Genomic DNA, 21,467 nt, shown 5'->3' on the forward strand with positions numbered 1-21,467 from the left:
GCATATAGAATTTGGCCATACATTGACATAATACGCGGTTATACAACAATTTTTTAGAAAGCAGGTAAAAGGTATCGTTATTTGTTTTAAGTACTACTTGAAACCAAACTGATGATTACTTCGATTAAACACCTTACCAAATCCTATTTATTTTTTCTGCTTGCTTTCAGTTCTTTTTTGGGAACTGCCCAGTTGAGCGACTTGCATTATCTACCACCAATGAAGCAAGGTCAAAATAATGCAGGTATTCAAAACCAGGCAATTTATTTATCTACTCCAGAAACTACGCCTTTCAACGTATACGTGTACAGAGGTACATCTAATACCATTGAAAGGACTATTACCATAGACAATCTAAACCCTGGTGTTTGGACTTTGGGTAATGGAGACAATAACATCACCCTTGTAGACAACAACAATACCGGAGTAGTATTGACCAATAGCGGGTTGCGCTTTGTATCAGCCGGTGGAGAAAAGTTTTATGTGAACTATAGAGGTAAATCTGGTTCACAGGCAGCATCGTTAACCGCCAAAGGTAGACAAGCAATGGGAACCAACTTTAAATGGGGCGGTGTTCCAAACAAAGGTACCCATTCATCAAAATCGAATACATTGGGCATTATGGCCACGGAAGATAATACAACCGTTGTATTATCCGGTTATGATCCTGGTTGTGAATTTAGGGTAGGCAGCAACAGAGCTGGTATAACTGCCAACTCGCATACTATAACATTGAACGCCAATGAATCTTTCGTGTATGAAACATATATTGGCAATACACATACACAGGCACATGAAGACGGTTGGATAGGTGCCTCTATCGTATCTACCAAAGATATTGTAATAAGTAATGGTTCTATAAACTTTGGAAGTCAAGACGGACAAAGCCATAGAGATGCCGGCATTGATCAACCTGTACCGATCAATAAACTTGGTAAGGAATATGTATTTATACGAGGAAACGGTAACACCAACGGTCTTACGGAGTTTCCTTTAGTTATTGCCACTGCAGACAACACTCATGTATACGTGAATGGAAGCACAACACCTTTAGCAACTATTGATAATGGCGAGTACTTTAAAATTCCTAGCAGTTATTACTCTTCTAATTCAGTAGGTGCTAACATGTTTGTTCAAACCTCAAAAGACGTCTATGCCTACCAATCTATGGCGGGATCTAGTAATTTATATACGCAAGGTTTAAATTTCGTTGCTCCGGTCAACTGTCTTTTACCAGATGTAATGGACAACATTCCAGATATTAGAAACATTGCTGGTACTACGGTTACTGGCGGATTAACTATCATTGCTTCGGTTAATACACCAGATTCCAATGTTAAGGTATTTGAAGATGGCGTTGAAATTTCAAAACCTGCCTCTGATCCTGTTGCCGGTTCTGATGATTGGAAAACTTTTTACATCCCTAACTTAGATGGTGATATCAGTGTAACCTCAACCGGACCAATGGCTATTGGCTTTTTTGGTTATAACGGTGCACAAGGTGTTGCCGGCTATTTTTCAGGATTTGATACCGTACCAGAAGTAGTATTAAGAATTAATGGCGGTGTTGAAGGCGAGTGTTTTTCTGGTTCAAGTATATTTGAGGCGTCAGATGACAATTTTGATGCATATCAATGGTATTTTGATGGTGAGATCATACCTGGAGCTAATTCTTTTGAATATGCCGCTACTATTGCAGGTGATTACTACGTTAGAGGTACTAAAGGTCCTTGTACCTATGATTCACAAACCATTAAAATTTTCTATTGTGAACCAGACGTACTTATAGAAAAAACAGTGGACAAACCTGAAATAGTTGAAGGGGAAACCGCAACTTTTACCATTAGGGCAGAGAATTTATACTTTAATGATATTACCAACTTACAGGTTACGGATAATATTCCCGCTGGTCTTTCATTAGTACAAGCGACAACAATAACAGGTACGTTTAATGGCAGTGTGTGGAATATTGGAACGTTGGCTCCCGGTGAAGTTGCATTTTTAACCTTAGAAGTAATTGCAGACGAAATTGACATTTTGCCTTTGCTGAACCTCGTCAATACAGCAACCAATACTCAAGACCAAACAGACGCCAATCTTACAAGAGATGAGCCCTCTGCACGAATTATAGTTCATAATGATTTCGATAATGACGGGGTTGTAGATAGTGTTGATTTAGATGATGACAATGATGGTATTTATGATGCTGTTGAACAAATGTGTATTATATCCAGTGAAGTTAATTTCAGTTCACCGTCCAGCACTGTTCAAGGTGGTACTGCGGTAACAGAAATTTTCTCTAACTACTCCGGTTTTTGGCGAAGTTCTACAACATCAAGAAATCCGGTTTTACCAAATTTATCACATGAATTATTGGCATTCACGTCCGGGGGAACTACTTTCTCCACAGGGGTTGCAGACGATAATCTTTTTGATACTGACGGTAATGGTTTATTAGATGGAATAGACTCCAACAATGATGGATTTTCAGATATTTCAGCTACAGAATCTAGCTGGATGGCCTTAACCCCTTCAAATAATATTTATGGCGAAGCAACATTTGAAGCGAATTTAAATGACGGGAACAACGATAATGCTTTAGGGTTGACCATTATTAACGACCCTACCACAGACCCATTAAATCCTTTATTGACTCATGGACAAAATGGATTAGATCTTGGTTCCGGTATTGTTAATATTGGTGACACATGGACTTATGAAATAGATCCTATAGTAGCTACCAATGTTGGTGATGGCATACCGGATATATTACTGACCCAAGTGGCAGACCCAAGTGGTGTTGGTCACGTTGTTAGTCTTTATGATGCAACAGGTGCGCCTCTAGGAAATGCAGTACGTGTTCAAGCTTATAGTGGCGGTGCACTTGCAAATGTAGTTGGTTCTTACCGATTGGATATTTACCATGCTAATGGTAGCATTTTTTATAATAATACCACTAGAGATTACCGCTTGGCAACTGTAGAATTATCAGAATTTGGTATACCTACCGCCAGTTTAGCTGACGTTGCTTATCTAAGATTACAACTTAGTTCAAATGCAGACGTTGCCTTTTTATCCTATAATACAGCGTCCTTTTCCGGATTTTGTGCAAATCTAGATACCGATTTGGATGGCTACCCAGATCACTTAGACTTAGATAGTGATGGCGATGGTTGTAGCGATGCCAACGAATATTACAAAGATGATGCTGCCGACGGTGGTGATGGTGGTGAATATGGCACAGGAGTTCCTGCAGTAGACCCTACGGATGGTACGGTAAATGCGGCATCTTACACTCAAGTATTTGCACCGGTAATTGTTTTAGGTAATACCTCAGAATTATTAGGTGGTACTGACATCAACGGTGAAAATGTAGACTTAGGTGACACATTCAATTATGTCATCCGTTTTCAGAATACCGGCGATGATGATGCTACCAATTTTACGATTAAAAATGTTTTACCGGATAACGTTAGCTTAGGTGATATTAACATTGATGATGCCCCGGGAGTAACCAACAGTTACGACGAAAGCACCAGAACAATAACCTTTACCATACCGGACGGTCTGGTTCAAATTGACGACCCTGAGTATAAAATAAAGATAACGGTATCTGTTGCTGGGGACTGTTCTGAGTTTGTTGCGGCCTGTGCCTCACAACTAGAAAACCATGCCTATGCCAATTACACAGGTACATTAAACACCAATACATTTTCCGATGAAGATGGTAGTAATCCGGCAGGTGCTTGTACCACTACTTTAGAAGTTGCAGCCAACAATGTTTCAGATGCCTTGGCAAATTGTAACGTAGCCCGTACCGTTCAACTTTGTGGTGCAAGCGGCACGCTTTCCGCAGGTCTAGGTTTTGATACGTATACTTGGGCAATCGACAATAACAATGATGGTGTTATAGATTCTGGAGATACTATTTTAGACGATGGTACATCTAACACTCTAACCGTAACTACTATAGGTAACTATATTGTTGAAAAAACAGCAACATCAGGGTGTGCAAACCATACAGAATTAATTACGGTTGAGCGTTATGGAGAAACACAGACCAACCCAATCATCAGCTATTTAAATCAAGTAAATAGTGACAGTAATCCAGATAATGACATTCAAGGTGAGACGGTAACTTGTTCTAATGACAACAGTTCTATGCCACATATCTTTCTATGTGGTGATTTGGATAGTGCATTTATACAATTGGGCATTACCGATGCTTTGAGCATTACCTGGGAAAAACTTGACGAAACAAGTTGTGACACCGCTACTTGTGGCGATGTAAGCGACAACTGTGCCAATACAGATGGAAATTGGACATGGGAAGAGGAATCCGATGAAAATAATTTTACCGTTACCGAAAGTGGTAAATATAGAGTAGTTATTGGTTATGAAGGCGGTTGTTTCAGTAGGTTCTATTTCAATGCATACCAAAATACATTGGATATTCCTGAACCAGATTCATCTGATATCATTTGTGACACCAATGGTTCCATTAGAGTTATAGATTTAGGATCAGGTTACGGATATCAATTATACGATGTAGAGAACAACACGGTATCAGTACCATTCAGCGCAGGTCAAGGTCCTAACTTTGAAATTGCGACAAGCGGAACATACAAAGTACAGATTACACAACTAAATCCTTCAACAGGTGATCCAATAGCCAACAGTTGTATTTTTGAAACGGAAGAAATTGGTATTGCAGAAAGAATTTTTGAGACAACATTAAGTTCAACTCCATTCGATTGTTCAGAAGCAGGAACAATTTCAATACAAGCATTGAACGTTTCGCCAGAATATAGCTATGAGCTTTACTTCGATAACGGTAGCGGTGGAAAAGGAGATTTGGTAGCCAATAATTTACTTTCTTCTGACAACACGTATACATTTCCTGGTCTTTCAGCAGATGATTATGTTGTGGTAACTACTACAACAGATGGTTGTATTGACGAAAAAACGATAACCGTAGATGAAATTCCCGAACTGAGGCTAACAGCAACAAATCAAGATAATATTACGTGTTCTGCAGGGGTAATTAATTTAACGGCAACTGGTGGAACAACAGGTTATGAATATGCCATCTATAGTAAAGATGGTGTAGCTCCGTATGCTGATGAAACTACTATTCCAGATTCGGAATTCACTTCTAACCCAACATTCCTATTTGGTTATGGAGGTTCGCCTTCTACCTATATTCCAAATGAAGATGGTAATTATGTTTTTGTAATTAGGGATGATAACGGATGTTATGGATTATCCAATATCGTATCAATGGAAGATTTAGGTACCATAAGCATTTCGGCATCGAACACAGATATTACCTGTGCGGATTCAGCTACATCTGTTTTGACGATTACTGCATCTGGTGGCAATGCTCCTTATCAATACAGTTTAGATGGCGGAGCAACGTATCAGACAGAAAACTTCTTTAATAATATAGCTGCAGGAGAGTATACAATTACCGTAATGGATACTAACAGTAACCCAGGTAATGCTTGTACGGAAACCTTAAAATATGAAGTTACCCAACCGTTCATTCTTACGGCATCACCTTCTATAATAGAAGATGCTTCTTGTGATACCTCTGGGGCCGCAACACCAACCGCCTTAGTAAAAATTTTAAATGCTAGTGGTGGTCAAGCACCATATACCTATAGTTTTGATGGTGGTAGCACATTCTCCAGCGTTGATGAGCAACGTTTGGCTCCCGGCAACTATCAATTAGCCATCAAAGATGCCCTAGGTTGTGAAACACCTTTAGAGATTACGGTACCAAGCTCTGCTATAACTCCTACGTTCACCAATGCTATTACTTATGAGTGTGATGGAGACGGCATAGTGACGATCACGCCTTCTAACACGACCGACTTTACCTATACCTATAAATTAAACGGTACTGATAATGCCCCAATAGATAACAATATTTTCAACAATGTGGCTTCTGGTACCCAAACGATAACTGTTGGGTATACCAGTACTGTTGCTCCGGAGCAAAGTACCTTATTTTTAGAGAATTTTGGTGCTGGGGTTACTACACAAATTGCAGAAATAGGACCAGGATATTGCTACGAACCACAAGATGGAACTGAAACGGATTGTAACTTAGGTCCTGCAGGAATACTTGTAAATGCGGAATATGCGGTAACGAACAGAATTACCAACCCTAACACATCTTGGAGAAGTCCTAATGATCATACGGGCATAACAGATGGCAGGTTTATGGCAATTGGCGTTAGTACGTCTGCAGGAAACAACAATGTATTATGGTCTAGAACCGGATTGGAAGCTCTTGCCGATCAAGAAATCACCATATCATTCTATGCTTACAATATTTTAGTGGACAATGCCTCTGGCAACGACCCAGAAGTTTTGGTAGAATTGGTAGACGGTTCTGGAAATGTTATCGGCAGTCAAGCTACCGCTGCTATTCCTCAAAATAATAATGCCGATGATTGGCACTTGAGAACCGTTACATTCAATCCAGGTGCAAATACTGCAGTAGGAGTGGTTCTACGTACCAACCTTGATAGCGATAACGGTAATTTCTTGGTGCTAGATGATATCCAGGCATCTCAAACTCCGGAAATATGTGAAAAAACTGAAGACATTACAGTAATCGTAGAATCTGGCAAAACTTTTGAAGTTGCCATTTTAGGTAGCACCGATCCTACATGTAACGGTAGTGATAATGGTAGCATACGGTTTGAAGTATCTAACTTTGACCCAACTTTTGGTTACCGGTATTCTGTTGATAATGGTGTAACTTGGACAACGGAAACTACATCACCTATTACAACCCCTGCAACACTAGCAGATGGTACATACACTGTAATGGTAGAAAAAGTAGATGACAATTCATGTACCGCAACCTCAGCAACATCTGCTACGTTGACTTCGCCAAACGTTTTAACGGCAGATCTTCAACAAACTGCTGAATTTACTTGCTTTAATACTGGGGCAACTTTACAAGCATCTGCAAATGAAGGCACACCAGGTTATGAATATCAGTTAGAATTAACAGATAATACCGTAATAAGGACCTACGCTACCTCAACACAGTTCTTGAACGTACCGGCAGGTACCTACCATGTAAGAGTAAGGGATGATAATAATTGTGAAGCAGTTTCAACGGCTTCCGTAACCGTAACTCAACCGGAGACTATTGCTTTTGGTTTAACGGCAACACAATGTTATGACGGTCAAAACAATGGTACTGTTACAGCCACGGTAACCGATGGTAACGGTAGTTACTCATTTAGAATTAACGGCGGAGCATGGCAAACACCTTCTCCAATAACCGACGTTACCTATACATTCAGCAACTTATCCGAGGGTACTTATGATGTAGAGGTAAATGATGAATATGGCTGTGTTTCAGCCATACAATCCATTACCATTGCACCTACAATTTCACTAAGTGTAGTACCGGTAAATGCAAGTGTATGCGCCAACGGTAGCTTGACTGCAACGGCAACGGGCGGAGATAGCAATTTCATGTATGCTTTTGTTTCCTCTGGTAGTACAGTTACCAATGCAGATTTCTCAGCAAGTAATTCTACAACAATTGCCTTGGCGGATATTGGAGATTATGATATCTATGTAAGGGATAAAGCAAATGGTACGGATGCTTGCGAAACTATGGTAACCGAAACCATATCGGCAAATCCGGTATTAGACATCGCTGCTGTAGCAACTGACCCAGAATGTCATGACGGCACAGGTAATATTGAAGTTACTATTAACGACGGATTATCTCCTTTCGATTACCGATTAGTGGATAATAGCAACGGCACACCAGACCAAGTACAAACCAATGTTGTTGGTTCTACTAAAACCTATTATAATCTTACACCCGGTGATTACGATGTAATAATTACCGATGAAGCCGGATGTTCTGAAACGGAATCTGTAACAATCACAGCACCAGCTGAACTTACAGCAGATATTGTATTAGCCTATGCAAGTGATTGTAGCGGAGCGGATACTGATTTTGGTTTCGATTTCACCAACGTTACTACTGGTTTGCCAGGTACAATAGAATATAGTCAAGACGGCGGTATCACATGGCAAACAGGCACTAGTTTTAGAACTGGGTTGTCTTCTGGTGATGAAGTGTTCCCGTCCATTAGAACAATTGACGGTAGTGGCAATCTAATTTGTCAAACAGATTTACCAAGAGAAATCATTCCTTACCCATTAGATGATTTAGATATTACGACTTCATCCGTAGTTGAAAATTGTGATGAATTAAAAGTAAAAGTACAAGGTGGCGAAGGAGTTCCAGGATACGAATATACTTTTTCAAGTGACCCTGCAAATTTTGATGAAAGTACCGCTACGTGGTACCCAGGTGGCACTACTGCCTTAGACGGTAGTACAGTACCTGCAGGACATGGTATGTATGAGTTTACAAATTTGATACCTGGTAGAACCTATGTTTTCTATGTTAGAGATAACAATACACCAGTGACATGTATTAGACAAAGTACAGTAAATGTTAACGAAATTGCCGGAGGTCTACCAATGACCATTACTCCAGAAATTAATCCTTCTTGTAATTTATCTAACAATGGAGAAATAACATATACTATAGTTGACGAAGACGGTTTTACCGAACCAAGTATGCAATGGACATTATTTGATACTGACAATAATGTAATTGATCAAAGTGCAGGTATAGTAACCTATAGCAATACCATTACAATTTCTGGTCTTTCACCAAACGAATATTATATAGAAGTTACCCAAATAGATGGTAGTGGTGTCCAACAATGTATCAGTGCCAGTGAAAATGCTATTCTAGACGAATTGGATATTATTACCGGAAACCCACAATCTATTCAAGATATTTCGTGTGAAAACCCCGGGTTGATTTTAATAGACAATATACAAGGTGGTGGCGGTACCTATTCATACACCATAACAGGACCTTCTCCTTTTAGCACTATTACGGCTACAGGTGATAACCCTATTGAGATTGCAGCTGGATCACCAGCAGGCATTTATACCGTTACGGTAGAAGATCAATATGGTTGCTCTTACCCACTTAATGATGTTACCATGAGCTTTACGGCCGCGCCGACTATTGACAGTATAGATATTTCAAATTGTAGTACAAACGCATCTGTGAATATCACTGCATCAGGTTCCGGTACAATCCTATACTCCATTGATGGTGGTTCTACCTATCAAAATAATGGAGGTGTCTATAACACGGTACCAGCAGGTAGTTATAGTGTATTCATTAAAGATGCTACAGGTTGTACCGAAGACACAAATATTGTGGTACACCCTACCCTACAAGCCTCTGCAAGCTTAGATAAGCAATTAGGTTGTGGTGTAGGTTATGAAGCTGAAATTGCTATAGAAGGTATTTCTGGTTCAGGTAATTATGAGTTCGAAATTTTAGATAGTGCATCTTCAAATGTGGAAGCAAGACAAACTCTTACGGGCGGTGCCATGAACGTACCGATAAGCGTTCCAGATAATACTATAGATACCATTTATACGGTAAATGTATATGATATAGGTACTGCATCACCAAATTGCTTCAGAACTTTTGATGTCACCATTCCTGCGGTCGTTCGCCCGGATTTCACGGCTACTCCTATTGAGGTAAGTTGTTCAGGTGCTGATGATGGTAGCATAGAATTGGTTCAAGTAAATAATGGTAACAATCCATTGACTTATGACCTAAATCCCATCCCAGCCATTTCAGGTTGGAACGCGACCACTCATTGGGACGCCACAACAGAATCTTATATAAATTTACCAGGCGGAACTTATGAAGTAACCGCAAGAGGTCCGAATAACTGTCCGACAGTAAAAACAGTGGTTGTAGACGAAAATACAGCTGTAGCATTTACGGCTCCAGTTCCTGATCAATTTGGTTGTGCTACTGGTAATGATGGTAATATTGCTTCTATTACTATTGATGCTAGCTCTTTTGCTGGCGGTAGTGGAAACTACAACCGCTTTGAGTTTATAGATGACGCAACTTTTACCGTATTACAAAACAGTAGTAGTTTAACCTATACCCATACAGAAGCGGCAGGTGGTGATATCATTGTTCGTGTTTATGACGATGAAGGTTGTTCTGCCGAACATATTGTAACTATAGACCCGTATGACACTTTCATAGATGCAACCATCATAGTGGATAGAGATTTAGACTGTGTAAACAGCGGAGAAAACATTACTATAAATGTAAATAGCACCGTTACAAATACAACTGCAAACCTAGGTAATTACGAATTTAGAATTTTACCATCTGCAACCTATCAAACAGGTGACAATACCTTTGTAAATCTTGCAATTGGCACGTACACCATAGGAATAAGGAACGTGACCACTGGTTGTGAAATTACTAGAACCCATATCGTTGAAAACCCAAATACGTTCGATATTGAAGTAAATAAACTTTCAGATGTGGTATGTTTTGGAACAGACGGGGCTATAGAAGTAACATTTACAGATGCCACGTATACCGGAGATTTCAATTGGGAAGTTTTAAATGTCAATGGCACATCTACCACAAGAACGGATGATACTGGAATTTTCAACGGAACAGGAACTACAGCTACCATACCGGTTGCTGCCGGAAGTTATATATTGAGAGCATCACAAGTGGGCACTCCAGAATGTGTACAAGAAAGGTCGTTTACGATTACCTCTCCTAGCGCACCTATAACGTTAGCTACTATTGCCACTACAGATGTGGGCTGTAGCAATGATATGGGCAGTGCCAACATTACACCTAATGGTGGTAAAGGGCCGTTCAATATTGTATTAACACATGTTATCACAAGTACTAATTATACTGCCAACCAAGTAAATAGCAATTTATTTACTGGATTAAGCGACGGTCAATATACTGTAGAAGTAACCGATAGTTTAGGTTGTACAGAAACTTTCACCAATGCATTTACATTAACTCCCCCAGAACCAATTGCAGCTAATATTCAAGCTGTTCAAGGTTTAGAGTGCGAGGGTGATGCAGATGGGGAAATAACAGCCGGGTTTACACCTAGGTCGGTTTCCACTAACTATAGGTATGTTCTTAACACCTATGATGGCGACGGACCGGGAGCAACCCTATTGCAGACAACAAGCACCCAGACTACTGCTACTTTCAGCAATTTAAGATCAGGGTATTACAGTGTTACCGTTCTAGACGATTTAAATTGTTCTGACGAAACTGCTATTGTTCAGATCGTAGAGCCTATTGAGGTTAAGGGTCAACTAGTAACTGCACAAAGAGCAACATGTTTAAACGATGCCGAATTGTTACTGACAGCTTCTGGTGGTACAGGTCCATATATGTGGAATGAAGATGGCTCATCTACATTCTATGCAATGAACGAAACCAATGGACCCAACACCCATTTATTTACAGGTGTTCAACCAGGCACTTATGTTTATTACATTCAAGATAATCTTGGTTGTGTATCCGTATTAAGCAATAGTATTACGATCAACCCGATTACACCTTTAACGGTCAACCTTGAAAACGATAACCCAACAATTAGTTGTTATGGTGATAATACCGGAGTAATCGATGCAGAGGCACAAGGCGGCTTGGGTAATTACCATTATGCTTTATTTTCGGACGCCGGTCTAACTGTAGAAGTACGCGCTAATCAATCCACTGGTTTGTTCACAAACTTGATGGCCGGTACCTACTACGTTAGAGTACAGAGCGATGATTGTGAAGTGTCTTCGGCAATGATCAATATCACCGAACCAGATGAACTTTTAATTGACACCAACAATACCAATATTGTAGATGTTACTTGTAACGGAGCTAATGATGGTAGCATTACTGTCAATATGCTTGGTGGATCAGGCACTTATCAATATGCTATTTCACCTAACTTAGATCGCTTTAGTGATGATAATACGTTCGATGAATTGGCACCTGGTGATTATACCATTATTGCTCAAGATTCTAATGGCTGTTTTGAATTGATTGAGGCAACTATCACCGAACCGGAAATTCTTGAAGTGACCATTGCCAGTACACCCGAGATTTGCGTGGGCGAAGAAGATGGTACAATTGACTTGACTATTATTGGCGGTACTGCACCTTACAGTACACGTTTGGAAAGCGAAACAGATTTTATACAGGATAGATTGAGCTTTACGGACTTGGCAGCGGGTGATTATATCATCTTTATTGAAGACGCGCAAGGCTGCGATGAAACGATTATAGTTACTATTGATCCGGGGGTTGACTTAAGCGCAACGGTTGAACCGGTATATGGTTGTAACGGTAACTTCCCAAGTAATTATGTAAATATTGTACTTAACGACCCAAGTATAGAAAATAATGTACTATTTGGACTTGACACCGTTGATCCTTTGGAGATGCAACTGAACCCAATGTTCAGGGAGTTGACACCAGGTAGTCACTATATCAGTATTTCCCATGCAAACGGCTGTTTAACTACTTATGAAGTGGAAATAGAAGCTTTTGAACCTCTAGAGATCAGTGTTGAAGAAAGTAATATTAACCAAATAACCGCAACTGTTACCGGAGGTAGAGAAAACTATACGTTCTATTTAGGCGATAGGGATATGGGTTCTGAAAATGTATTTTACATTACCGAAACCAATACATACGATGTAACCGTGGTAGATGAAAACGGATGCGAATCTACTGCAAGTATATTTATAGAATTCATTGATATTGAAATCCCAAATTTCTTTACACCAAATGGTGATGGAGAAAACGATATTTGGATGCCATTGAACATAGAGATATACCCTGAAATCTTTGTTTCGATCTATGATAGATACGGTAGAACCGTTTATACCTTTAAGGATAATGAAGATGGCTGGGATGGTTTTTATCAAAATAATGAATTGCCAACTGGAGACTATTGGTATATCATTAAATTAAATGGTGAAGCTGACACAAGGGAAATGGTAGGTAATTTCACCCTTTATAGATAATAAAACAATAGAGGTAGTACGTATAACTACCTCTGTTTTTTTTTTACAATTACCACGTATTTACGGTGTTTTACAACTATTAATTGTGATTTTAATTTATAGTAGGTTACTTTGATTACTCGCACTCCAAAAATATAATGAGGCAAAAATTACTTTTATTTATAATTTTTATAATGGTTTCCTTTACCGGGTTTTCCCAGTTAAGTGATCTTCACTATTTACCCCCACTAAAACAAGGAGGAAACAACCAAGCCGTTACACAACAAAAAATCTATTTATCAACTCCTGAAACAACGGCATTTACAGTAAATATTTATCAAGGTACATCTACTGCCCTATTTAGTACGGCGACCTTATCAAAAACCACACCTCAAGAAATAACATTAGCCAATGGTGATAATAATATAACCTTAATGGTCAATGATAGCACCGGTGTTGTACTAACCAATGCAGGTCTTAGATTAGAAGCTCCAGGTGGAGAAAAATTTTATGCCAACTACAGAGGTCGATCGGGATCTCAAGCTACATCTCTAACCAGTAAGGGTCGGCAAGCAATGGGTACTCATTTCAAATGGGGAGGTACACCTAATAAAGGTTCTCAAAATAGCTTAACCAACACTTTGGGAATTATGGCTACAGAAGATGGCACCACCGTAACACTTTCAGGGTATGATCCAGACTGTGAATTTAGACTGGGGAACGATAGAGATGGAATAACTGCAGACTCTTACACTATAACTTTAGACGCTAATGAATCTTTTGTATTTGAGGCATATGTAGGTGAAACCCCTGCAAATGCAGATGGTTGGTTAGGAGCAGATGTAATTTCAAACAAACCTATAGTTATCAGTAACGGTGGTCTAAATACCGGTGCTAGGGTCGGTTACTCAGGTAGAGATGCTGCGATAGACCAACCCGTACCACAAAATAAAATTGGTAAAGAATATGTTTTTATAAGAGGAAACGGAACTAGCGAAACGGAAATACCCATTATCATAGGTACACAAAATGGAACAAATATTTATGTAAATGGAAACACCACCCCAATAGCCACTATCAATAATGGTGATTATTTTGAAATTCCAGAAAGTAATTATTCGGTGTCTTCTGCTGGGGGTAACATGTACGTAACTACTTCTAAAGATGCCTATGCTTATCAATTAATGGCGGGTGCAAGTGCCATTTATACACAAGGACTAAATTTCATTGCCCCCGTAAACTGTTTGTTACCGGATGCTGTGGATAATATAACGCATATTGAAGATGCTGCCGGGGTAACTATGAGCGGTGGTGTAACCATAATAGCCTCTACCACCACCCCAGATGAAAACATAACAGTTACTGATGAAAATGGACCTGTTACATTACCTGCATCTTCTGCAGTAGCCGGTACAACTTTGTGGAAAACTTATTTTGTAGCGGGGCTAACAGGAGATGTTACTGTAGAGTCCACCGGACCAATCGCTGTAGGGTTTATTGGATTTAGTGGTGCAAGAGGTATTGCCGGTTATTTCTCCGGATTTGACACTGTGCCAGAAGTCGACCTTGAAGTGGAAGGTGGCGGATGTTTGCCAGGAGCTATCATTAGTGTGGTAGATGCCAATTTTGATGCCTATCAATGGTATCAAAATGGAACTATTGTACCCGGCGCAGTATTTTCAAGTTATAACCCGACCGAGGCTGGCGATTATTTTGTTAGAGTTACAAAGGGTGGTTGTACTTATGATTCTCAACCTATAGCAGCATATTATTGTTTACCTGATGTAGTTATCAAAAAAGTGGCGGACACCAATATTGTCAATGATGGCGACGAAGTTACTTTTACCATAACTGTAGAAAGTCTAGGGGTAAATCCAATTTCCAATGTAGTCATAACTGATCTTTTACCAGATGGTATAACCCTTGTATCATCTTCCATTTCAAAAGGAAGTTTTTCATATCCTAATTGGTCTATTGGTAATATGTCCAGTGGGGATCTTGAAACTTTAACATTGGTTACACGAGTTACGCTACCGGATGTAAATACTTCAACGGCTACTTACACAAATAATATTAGTAATTCTCAGGACCAAACGGATAGCAACATAACAACAGACGACCCTTCTGAAAGTGTAACGGTCAATTTCAAAACACCTACCACAGTAATCACCAACCGCAGAATTACCTTCCGAGCAACAAGAATGTAATATTTTTTGTAACAAACTGTCAAGTAAGTCGTCAAGTAAGCATAATCAATCAAAAAACACTTGACGTGAGTACTATTCTATCAGTCAATCATCTTACTAAAAAATTTGGGTATCTAACTGCGGTAAAAGATCTTTCGTTCACAATAGAAAAAGGAAATGTCTACGGTATTCTAGGTCCCAATGGCAGCGGAAAATCCACTACATTGGGCATCGTTTTAAATGTCGTCAATAAATCAAGTGGAGATTTTGCTTGGTTCGGTGGGGGCACTTCTACACATGAAGCCTTGAAAAAAGTTGGAGCTATTATTGAGCGTCCAAATTTCTACCCTTACATGACCGCTTTACAAAACTTGAAATTGGTTTGTAAAATTAAAGAAGTACCTGAAGATAAAATTGAAGAAAAGCTTGAACTTGTTGGTTTACTGGATAGAAAAAATAGCAAGTTCAAAACATATTCCCTGGGGATGAAGCAACGTTTAGCCATTGCCTCTGCCCTACTGAACGATCCTGAAATCTTAATCCTAGATGAACCTACCAATGGACTAGATCCACAAGGAATTCATCAAATCAGGGAGATTATTAAGACTATCGCAGCAAAGGGCACAACTATACTATTGGCATCGCATTTATTGGACGAAGTTGAAAAAGTTTGCTCTCATGTAGTTATATTAAGAAAAGGAGAAAAATTGTATTCTGGCAGAGTAGACAGTTTACAAGCAAGTTTTGGCTTTTTTGAACTTAAATCTTCAGATACGGATAAGCTTTTTGCCTACTTAAACAACAATGAACATTTTGGTAACATAAAAGAAGAAAATGGTCTGGTCACAGCTTTTTTAACTTCTGAGTTAGATGCCCAAACTTTAAACAAACTTCTTTTTGACAATGGCATAATTGCTTCACACCTAGTGAAAAGAAAAGAAAGTCTAGAAGAGCAATTCTTGGCACTAACCAAAAATGTTAACGCTTAATACCCCTTGCAAATGATACGATTACTTCAAATAGAATTTATAAAATTGTGGAATAACAGAGCTAGCAAAGTGCTGATTATTTCTTACTTCGCTTTATTAACATCAATCGCTTTGGTAGCGGCAATTAAATTTGATATAGGTCCCATAAAATTTCATTTGGCAGACCAAGGGATATTCAACTTTCCCTATATATGGCATTTCAACACATTTATAACCGCGTTCTTTAAATTGTTCTTGGCCATAGTGATCGTTTCAATGATGTCTAATGAATACAGCAATAAAACGATAAAACAGAACCTAATAGACGGACTCTCAAAAAGAGAGTTTATACTTTCTAAATTTTTGACCGTAATTACATTTTCCTTAGTATCCACAATATTCGTGTTTATAGTTTCACTCATTTTGGGATTGTTTTATTCCGATTTCAATGAATTATCTATCATTTTTACCGATTTAGAGTTTCTATTGGCATTTTTTGTAAAACTAACGGGTTTCTTTTCCTTCTGTCTTTTTTTAGGAGTATTGGTTAAACGATCAGCATTTGCTTTAGGTTTTTTGATTCTTTGGCAAGTTTTTGAAGGTATATTTAGAGGCATCTTACGTTGGAAGTTTTTTGACGGGGAAACCACAGATTCCATTATGAATTTGTTTCCGCTACAATCCATGTTCAATCTCATTAAAGAACCATTTTCCAGGTTAGGCGCAGTACAATCAGTAGCTAATCAAATGGGAGAAAAATTAGCTTTGAACTATCACGTTCATTGGTACGAAGTCATCATAGTATTATTTTGGACAGCTATTTTCATTTACGGCTCATACAAAATATTAAAAAGGCGCGACCTCTAATTTAATTCATCTACCAGATGCAACACATGGTCCTATTTAACAAGGATAACCAACCATAAATTTTCATAATATAGTATATTGTATTGTTTACAAAAATGCTATGAAAGAAATATGGGACATACGATTACCCCAGCTATTGGCTTTGCCCATACTTTTTGTAGCTTTATTTTTCACCAGTTTAAAATCAATTGCACAAGAATGTCCCTCATTGTTAAACCCTACTGATGGAGCGATCTCAGTTCCTGTTAATTCGCCTATAACTTGGGAATCTGTAACCGGTGTACCTGGATATATTATTTCACTTGGAACAACCGCTGGTGGTAATGACATTGTAAACGAAAGAAATGTAGGAACATCTACCAGCTTTAGTCCACCCACCGGGCTACCGGAGAATACCGAAATATTCGTAACCATCACATTATTCTTTTTTAACCAACCAAATATTGTTTGTGATATCCAAAGTTTTACCACGGCAGCTTTAACCGAAGTACCAGATTGTGTACCATCTACATTGCCTTCAAACAATGCCAACAATATAAATACAAGCACCAATATTTCATGGAGCGCAGCCTCAGGTGCTTCCGGTTATATTTTATCTATTGGAACTACCTTGAACGGTAGTGAGATTCTCAACAATTTAGATATTGGCAACAATCTTTCTTATAATCCGCCCACAGACTTACCTTCAGAAGCTAATATTTTTGTAAACATAATACCTTACAATAGCATAGGAATGGCAACGGGTTGCAATACGATAATTTTTACGACAGCTGAGGCAGCTATATTACCCCAATGCACAAGTATGATCACTCCCTTTGATGGGGAAACCAATGTACCTTTAGACAAATTTCTGGAATGGAACCCAGTACCAAATGCAACGGGTTACAGAGTATCTATAGGCACATCGCCCTTTGAGACCAATATTTTGGAGAATGCCATACTATTTAAAAATTCGACCGTAATTATTGACCTAGAGCCTAATCGCACATTTTTTATTTCTATTATTCCCTTTAATGAAGCAGGTGAAGCCATTGGGTGTAGTCAAGAAACGTTCTCCACCATATTGGGTTGCGGTCCCTATTTTGATCCAATAAGCGGAGATTTAATCGTTTTAAACCCCCAGTTAACATTTCCAGATACAATTTCTATTTGCGATGGAAATGAATTAAACAGAATTACCGCAACTGATGAAGCGGATGGTTATAGATGGTACCAACTGGATGAAAGAGGAAACGAATCTCTATTATCCTCAAGTTCAGAAGTATTCATTGATACCGAAGGAAAGTATATTTATGAAGCTTATATAATATTAGAAGATTCCGGCAGTACGTTTGAATGTTCCTCTTCTAAAATGTTTGAAATCACCATATCAGAAGCTCCAAAAATAGAAGACGTATCTGTTGACATAAGCGCCAACTCACTAAACTACATCATCAATACCACTACACCAGGTAATTATGAATTTGCCTTGGACAATGAAAACGGACCCTATCAAGATAGCAATAGATTCAACAACATATCACTTGAAAATCACACTGTCTATGTGCGTGATAAAAAAGGTTGTGGAACAGCGCAATGGCAGGTAGAGCAAGATTTAACCGTTAATGGTTTTCCAAAATTCTTTACTCCTAATGGAGATGGTGTTAACGATTTTTGGAGATTTATACCACCCATAGAAACAGGAGAAAGCAATATTTCGGTGATTTATATTTATGATAGATTCGGTTCACTTTTGGCACAATTATCACCGGACACAAAGGGTTGGAATGGTATTTTCAACGGTAGACCACTACCTGAATCTGATTATTGGTTTAAAGCGGTAACGATTTCAAATAAGGAGGTTAAGGGTCATTTTAGTTTGAAACGATAATCCCTAAGAATTATAATGATATATCCCATTTTCCAAACCCTAGTTTTTATATTATTTACTTCCAATTGAAGTTCTATTTTATTGAATATTTCGAATAGAATTTGTTACAAAATTCACAAGTGACAATAGCAAGATAGAAAGTGATTGTTGTAAGGTTACAGCTACTTTCTTCCGTTAATCTAAAAATTCATCAATTATATCTCAATGAGATATAAAGTGTTTATATTGACCACTTAACTTAAAATAAGGCACGTCTTTTTTTAAAATTAAGTAATGAATAAATTTTTAAGTCTTATCTGTTTTTTGGGAATATCTGGTGTTTTATCCGCTCAAGTTACCCCGGTGGAAAAAGCAGCACTGCAAGCATTTTATACCTCAACAAATGGTGATACGTGGACCAGTCAAACTGATGGCAATCCTGGGAATGATTGGGATTTCACAGGACCTGTTACTAGCGATTGGTATGGCTTAACTATTGCCGGTGGAAATGTAATTATTATGGATATGAATCCTACCAATTTAGCGAATTCTGGTAATATTCAATCAGGCTCCATTCCCGATGAATTGGCAGATTTGGAATTTTTAATAATACTGGACCTATCGGCAAGCGGACTTACCGGTCCTCTTCCAGTAAGTATAACAACCATGCCAAGCTTAATTTCCTTGAATGTTTTATATAATAATCTTACTGGTACAATTCCCATCGAAATAACGGATATGACTCAATTAACCGAGTTGTATTTAGGCAATAATAATTTCACAGGAACCATTTATCCTGAGTATGGTGATTTGGTGAACTTGCAATATCTCAACCTCTCCGAAAATAATCTCACCGGAACCATACCAGCAAGCTTAGGAAACTTAACAGCATTAAGGTCATTACGAATTGGAAACAATGCATTAACGGGTAATCTACCAGTCTCTCTGAGAAACTTAACGAACTTGACAGAACTATCAATACAAGCTACATATATTGATGGAAATTTACCGGATGAGTATTCTGAACTTACCAACCTACGAATTCTTGATTTAAGTTCTTACAGTAATACCATTGATGGCGGTCTTACAGGCTCTATTCCAGTCTCATATGGCAATCTGGTAAATTTAACCACTTTAGATCTATGGGGCAATGCACTTACCGGCACTTTACCAGATTCACTGTCCAATTTGGTTAATATGGAATATTTCAGTGTTGCGAACAATCTAATTTCAGGTACGTTACCTGATAGTTATTCTAGTTGGACCAATATTATTCGATTTGAAGTATTCAACAACGACTTGGAAGGTACTATTCCCGCCAGTTATTCAAGTTTTACTCAAATGGAGTATTTTACGGTCAACGACAATAGACTTTCTGGCACTTTGCCCCCTACTTTTTCGCAATGGACCAGTCTAACAAATTTTAATGTTCACAATAATAATTTAAGTGGAAGTTTACCCCAATCATATGACCAATGGACTAACCTAGCGGTCTTCAATGCATTTAATAATGCCTTTTCCGGAACCATACCACCAACTTACAACCAATGGAATAATCTCAACAATTTTAATGTAAATAATAACCAACTTGAAGGTACAGTACCTGATTTCACTGTAATACCCGGTTTTACAACAAATCTGAATATAGCAGACAATCGTTTTCAATTTGGGGATTTTGAAAGTGAATTCCCTTTTTATGATGCAAATTTTTCTGGTTTTCGTGATAACCCACAAGCCAAGGTCAATAACATTTTAACCTTAAATGAGAATTTGGGTAATACCGTTACTTTAACCACAACGGTTAGTGGATCTCAAAATCATTATCAATGGTTTAAAAATAGTGTCCCAATTGTAGGTGCTCCAGATAGCCCTACACTAGTACTAAATAACATTCAAGCTACAGATGCAGGGGTTTATCATGCAGAAATAACAAGTGATATTGTAGATGATTTAACTCTTATACGAAATGACATAACCATAGTAGTTAACTGCGTAATGCCAACCGCAGATGACCCTGCCGATGTCAACGCTTGTGCAAGTTACACCTTGCCAGCGCTTTCCGAAGGTAATTCCTATTATACGCAGACCAACGCAGGAGGTACCCAATTGAATGCCGGGGATATGATTACCACTTCGCAGGTTATTTATGTGTATGCAGGCACTAGCGGATGTTCGGATGAGAACCAATTCGAGATTCAGATCGGAACGCCACCTACAGCAGATGACCCTGCAGATGTCAATGCTTGCGCAAGCTACACCTTGCCCGCGCTTTCCGCAGGTAATTTCTATTATACGCAGACCAACGCAGGAGGTACCCAGTTGAATGCCGGGGATATGATTACTACTTCACAGATTATTTATGTGTATGCAGGTACGAGCGGTTGTTCGGATGAGAACCAATTCGATATTCAGATCGGAACGCCACCTACAGCAGATGACCCTGCCGATGTCAACGCTTGTGCAAGCTACACCTTGCCAGCGCTTTCCGCAGGTAATTCCTATTATACGCAGACCAACGCAGGCGGTACCCAGTTGAATGCCGGGGATATGATTACTACTTCACAGGTTATTTATGTGTATGCAGGCACTATCAGTTGTTCGGATGAGAACCAATTCGATATTCAGATAGGAACGGCACCTACAGCAGATGACCCT

The 21,467-nt window shown here is 38.8% G+C and carries 5 protein-coding genes and 1 pseudogene; all 6 read left to right on the plus strand.

What is annotated here, in order from left to right; all coding sequences use genetic code 11:
- Positions 1-111: 111 nt before the first annotated feature.
- A complete protein-coding gene (locus tag CSC80_RS00780; RefSeq protein ID WP_099189091.1) occupies positions 112-12,963 on the plus strand; it encodes a T9SS type B sorting domain-containing protein in 12,852 nt (4,283 codons plus the stop codon).
- Between the two features lie 173 nt (positions 12,964-13,136).
- On the plus strand, positions 13,137-15,149 hold the full coding sequence (locus tag CSC80_RS00785) for a DUF11 domain-containing protein (RefSeq protein ID WP_236973295.1): 2,013 nt from the start codon (positions 13,137-13,139) through the stop codon (positions 15,147-15,149).
- A gap of 65 nt (positions 15,150-15,214) precedes the next feature.
- Positions 15,215-16,117 (plus strand): ABC transporter ATP-binding protein, encoded by a 903-nt coding sequence (locus tag CSC80_RS00790; protein WP_099189095.1) that lies wholly within the window; start codon positions 15,215-15,217, stop codon positions 16,115-16,117.
- 12 nt (positions 16,118-16,129) lie between these two features.
- Positions 16,130-16,963: an ABC transporter permease subunit gene (locus CSC80_RS00795; RefSeq protein ID WP_058103531.1), complete on the plus strand. Its 834-nt coding sequence runs from the start codon at positions 16,130-16,132 to the stop codon at positions 16,961-16,963.
- A 100-nt stretch (positions 16,964-17,063) separates the two neighbouring features.
- Positions 17,064-18,833: a T9SS type B sorting domain-containing protein gene (locus CSC80_RS00800; protein ID WP_099189097.1), complete on the plus strand. Its 1,770-nt coding sequence runs from the start codon at positions 17,064-17,066 to the stop codon at positions 18,831-18,833.
- Positions 18,834-19,106: 273 nt separating this feature from the next.
- A pseudogene (locus CSC80_RS19385) lies at positions 19,107-21,467 on the plus strand (hypothetical protein); the annotation flags it as partial.

The sequence above is a fragment of the Maribacter sp. 6B07 genome, from assembly GCF_002700155.1.
In the GTDB taxonomy this organism is placed as follows: Bacteria; Bacteroidota; Bacteroidia; order Flavobacteriales; family Flavobacteriaceae; genus Maribacter; species Maribacter dokdonensis.

Bases quoted from the DNA above. Each gene is read 5' to 3' on its own strand.
- CSC80_RS00780 (WP_099189091.1), top strand. From the start codon at position 112: ATGATTACTTCGATTAAACACCTTACCAAATCCTATTTATTTTTTCTG.
- CSC80_RS00785 (WP_236973295.1), top strand. From the start codon at position 13,137: ATGGTTTCCTTTACCGGGTTTTCCCAGTTAAGTGATCTTCACTATTTA.
- CSC80_RS00795 (WP_058103531.1), top strand. From the start codon at position 16,130: ATGATACGATTACTTCAAATAGAATTTATAAAATTGTGGAATAACAGA.
- CSC80_RS00800 (WP_099189097.1), top strand. From the start codon at position 17,064: ATGAAAGAAATATGGGACATACGATTACCCCAGCTATTGGCTTTGCCC.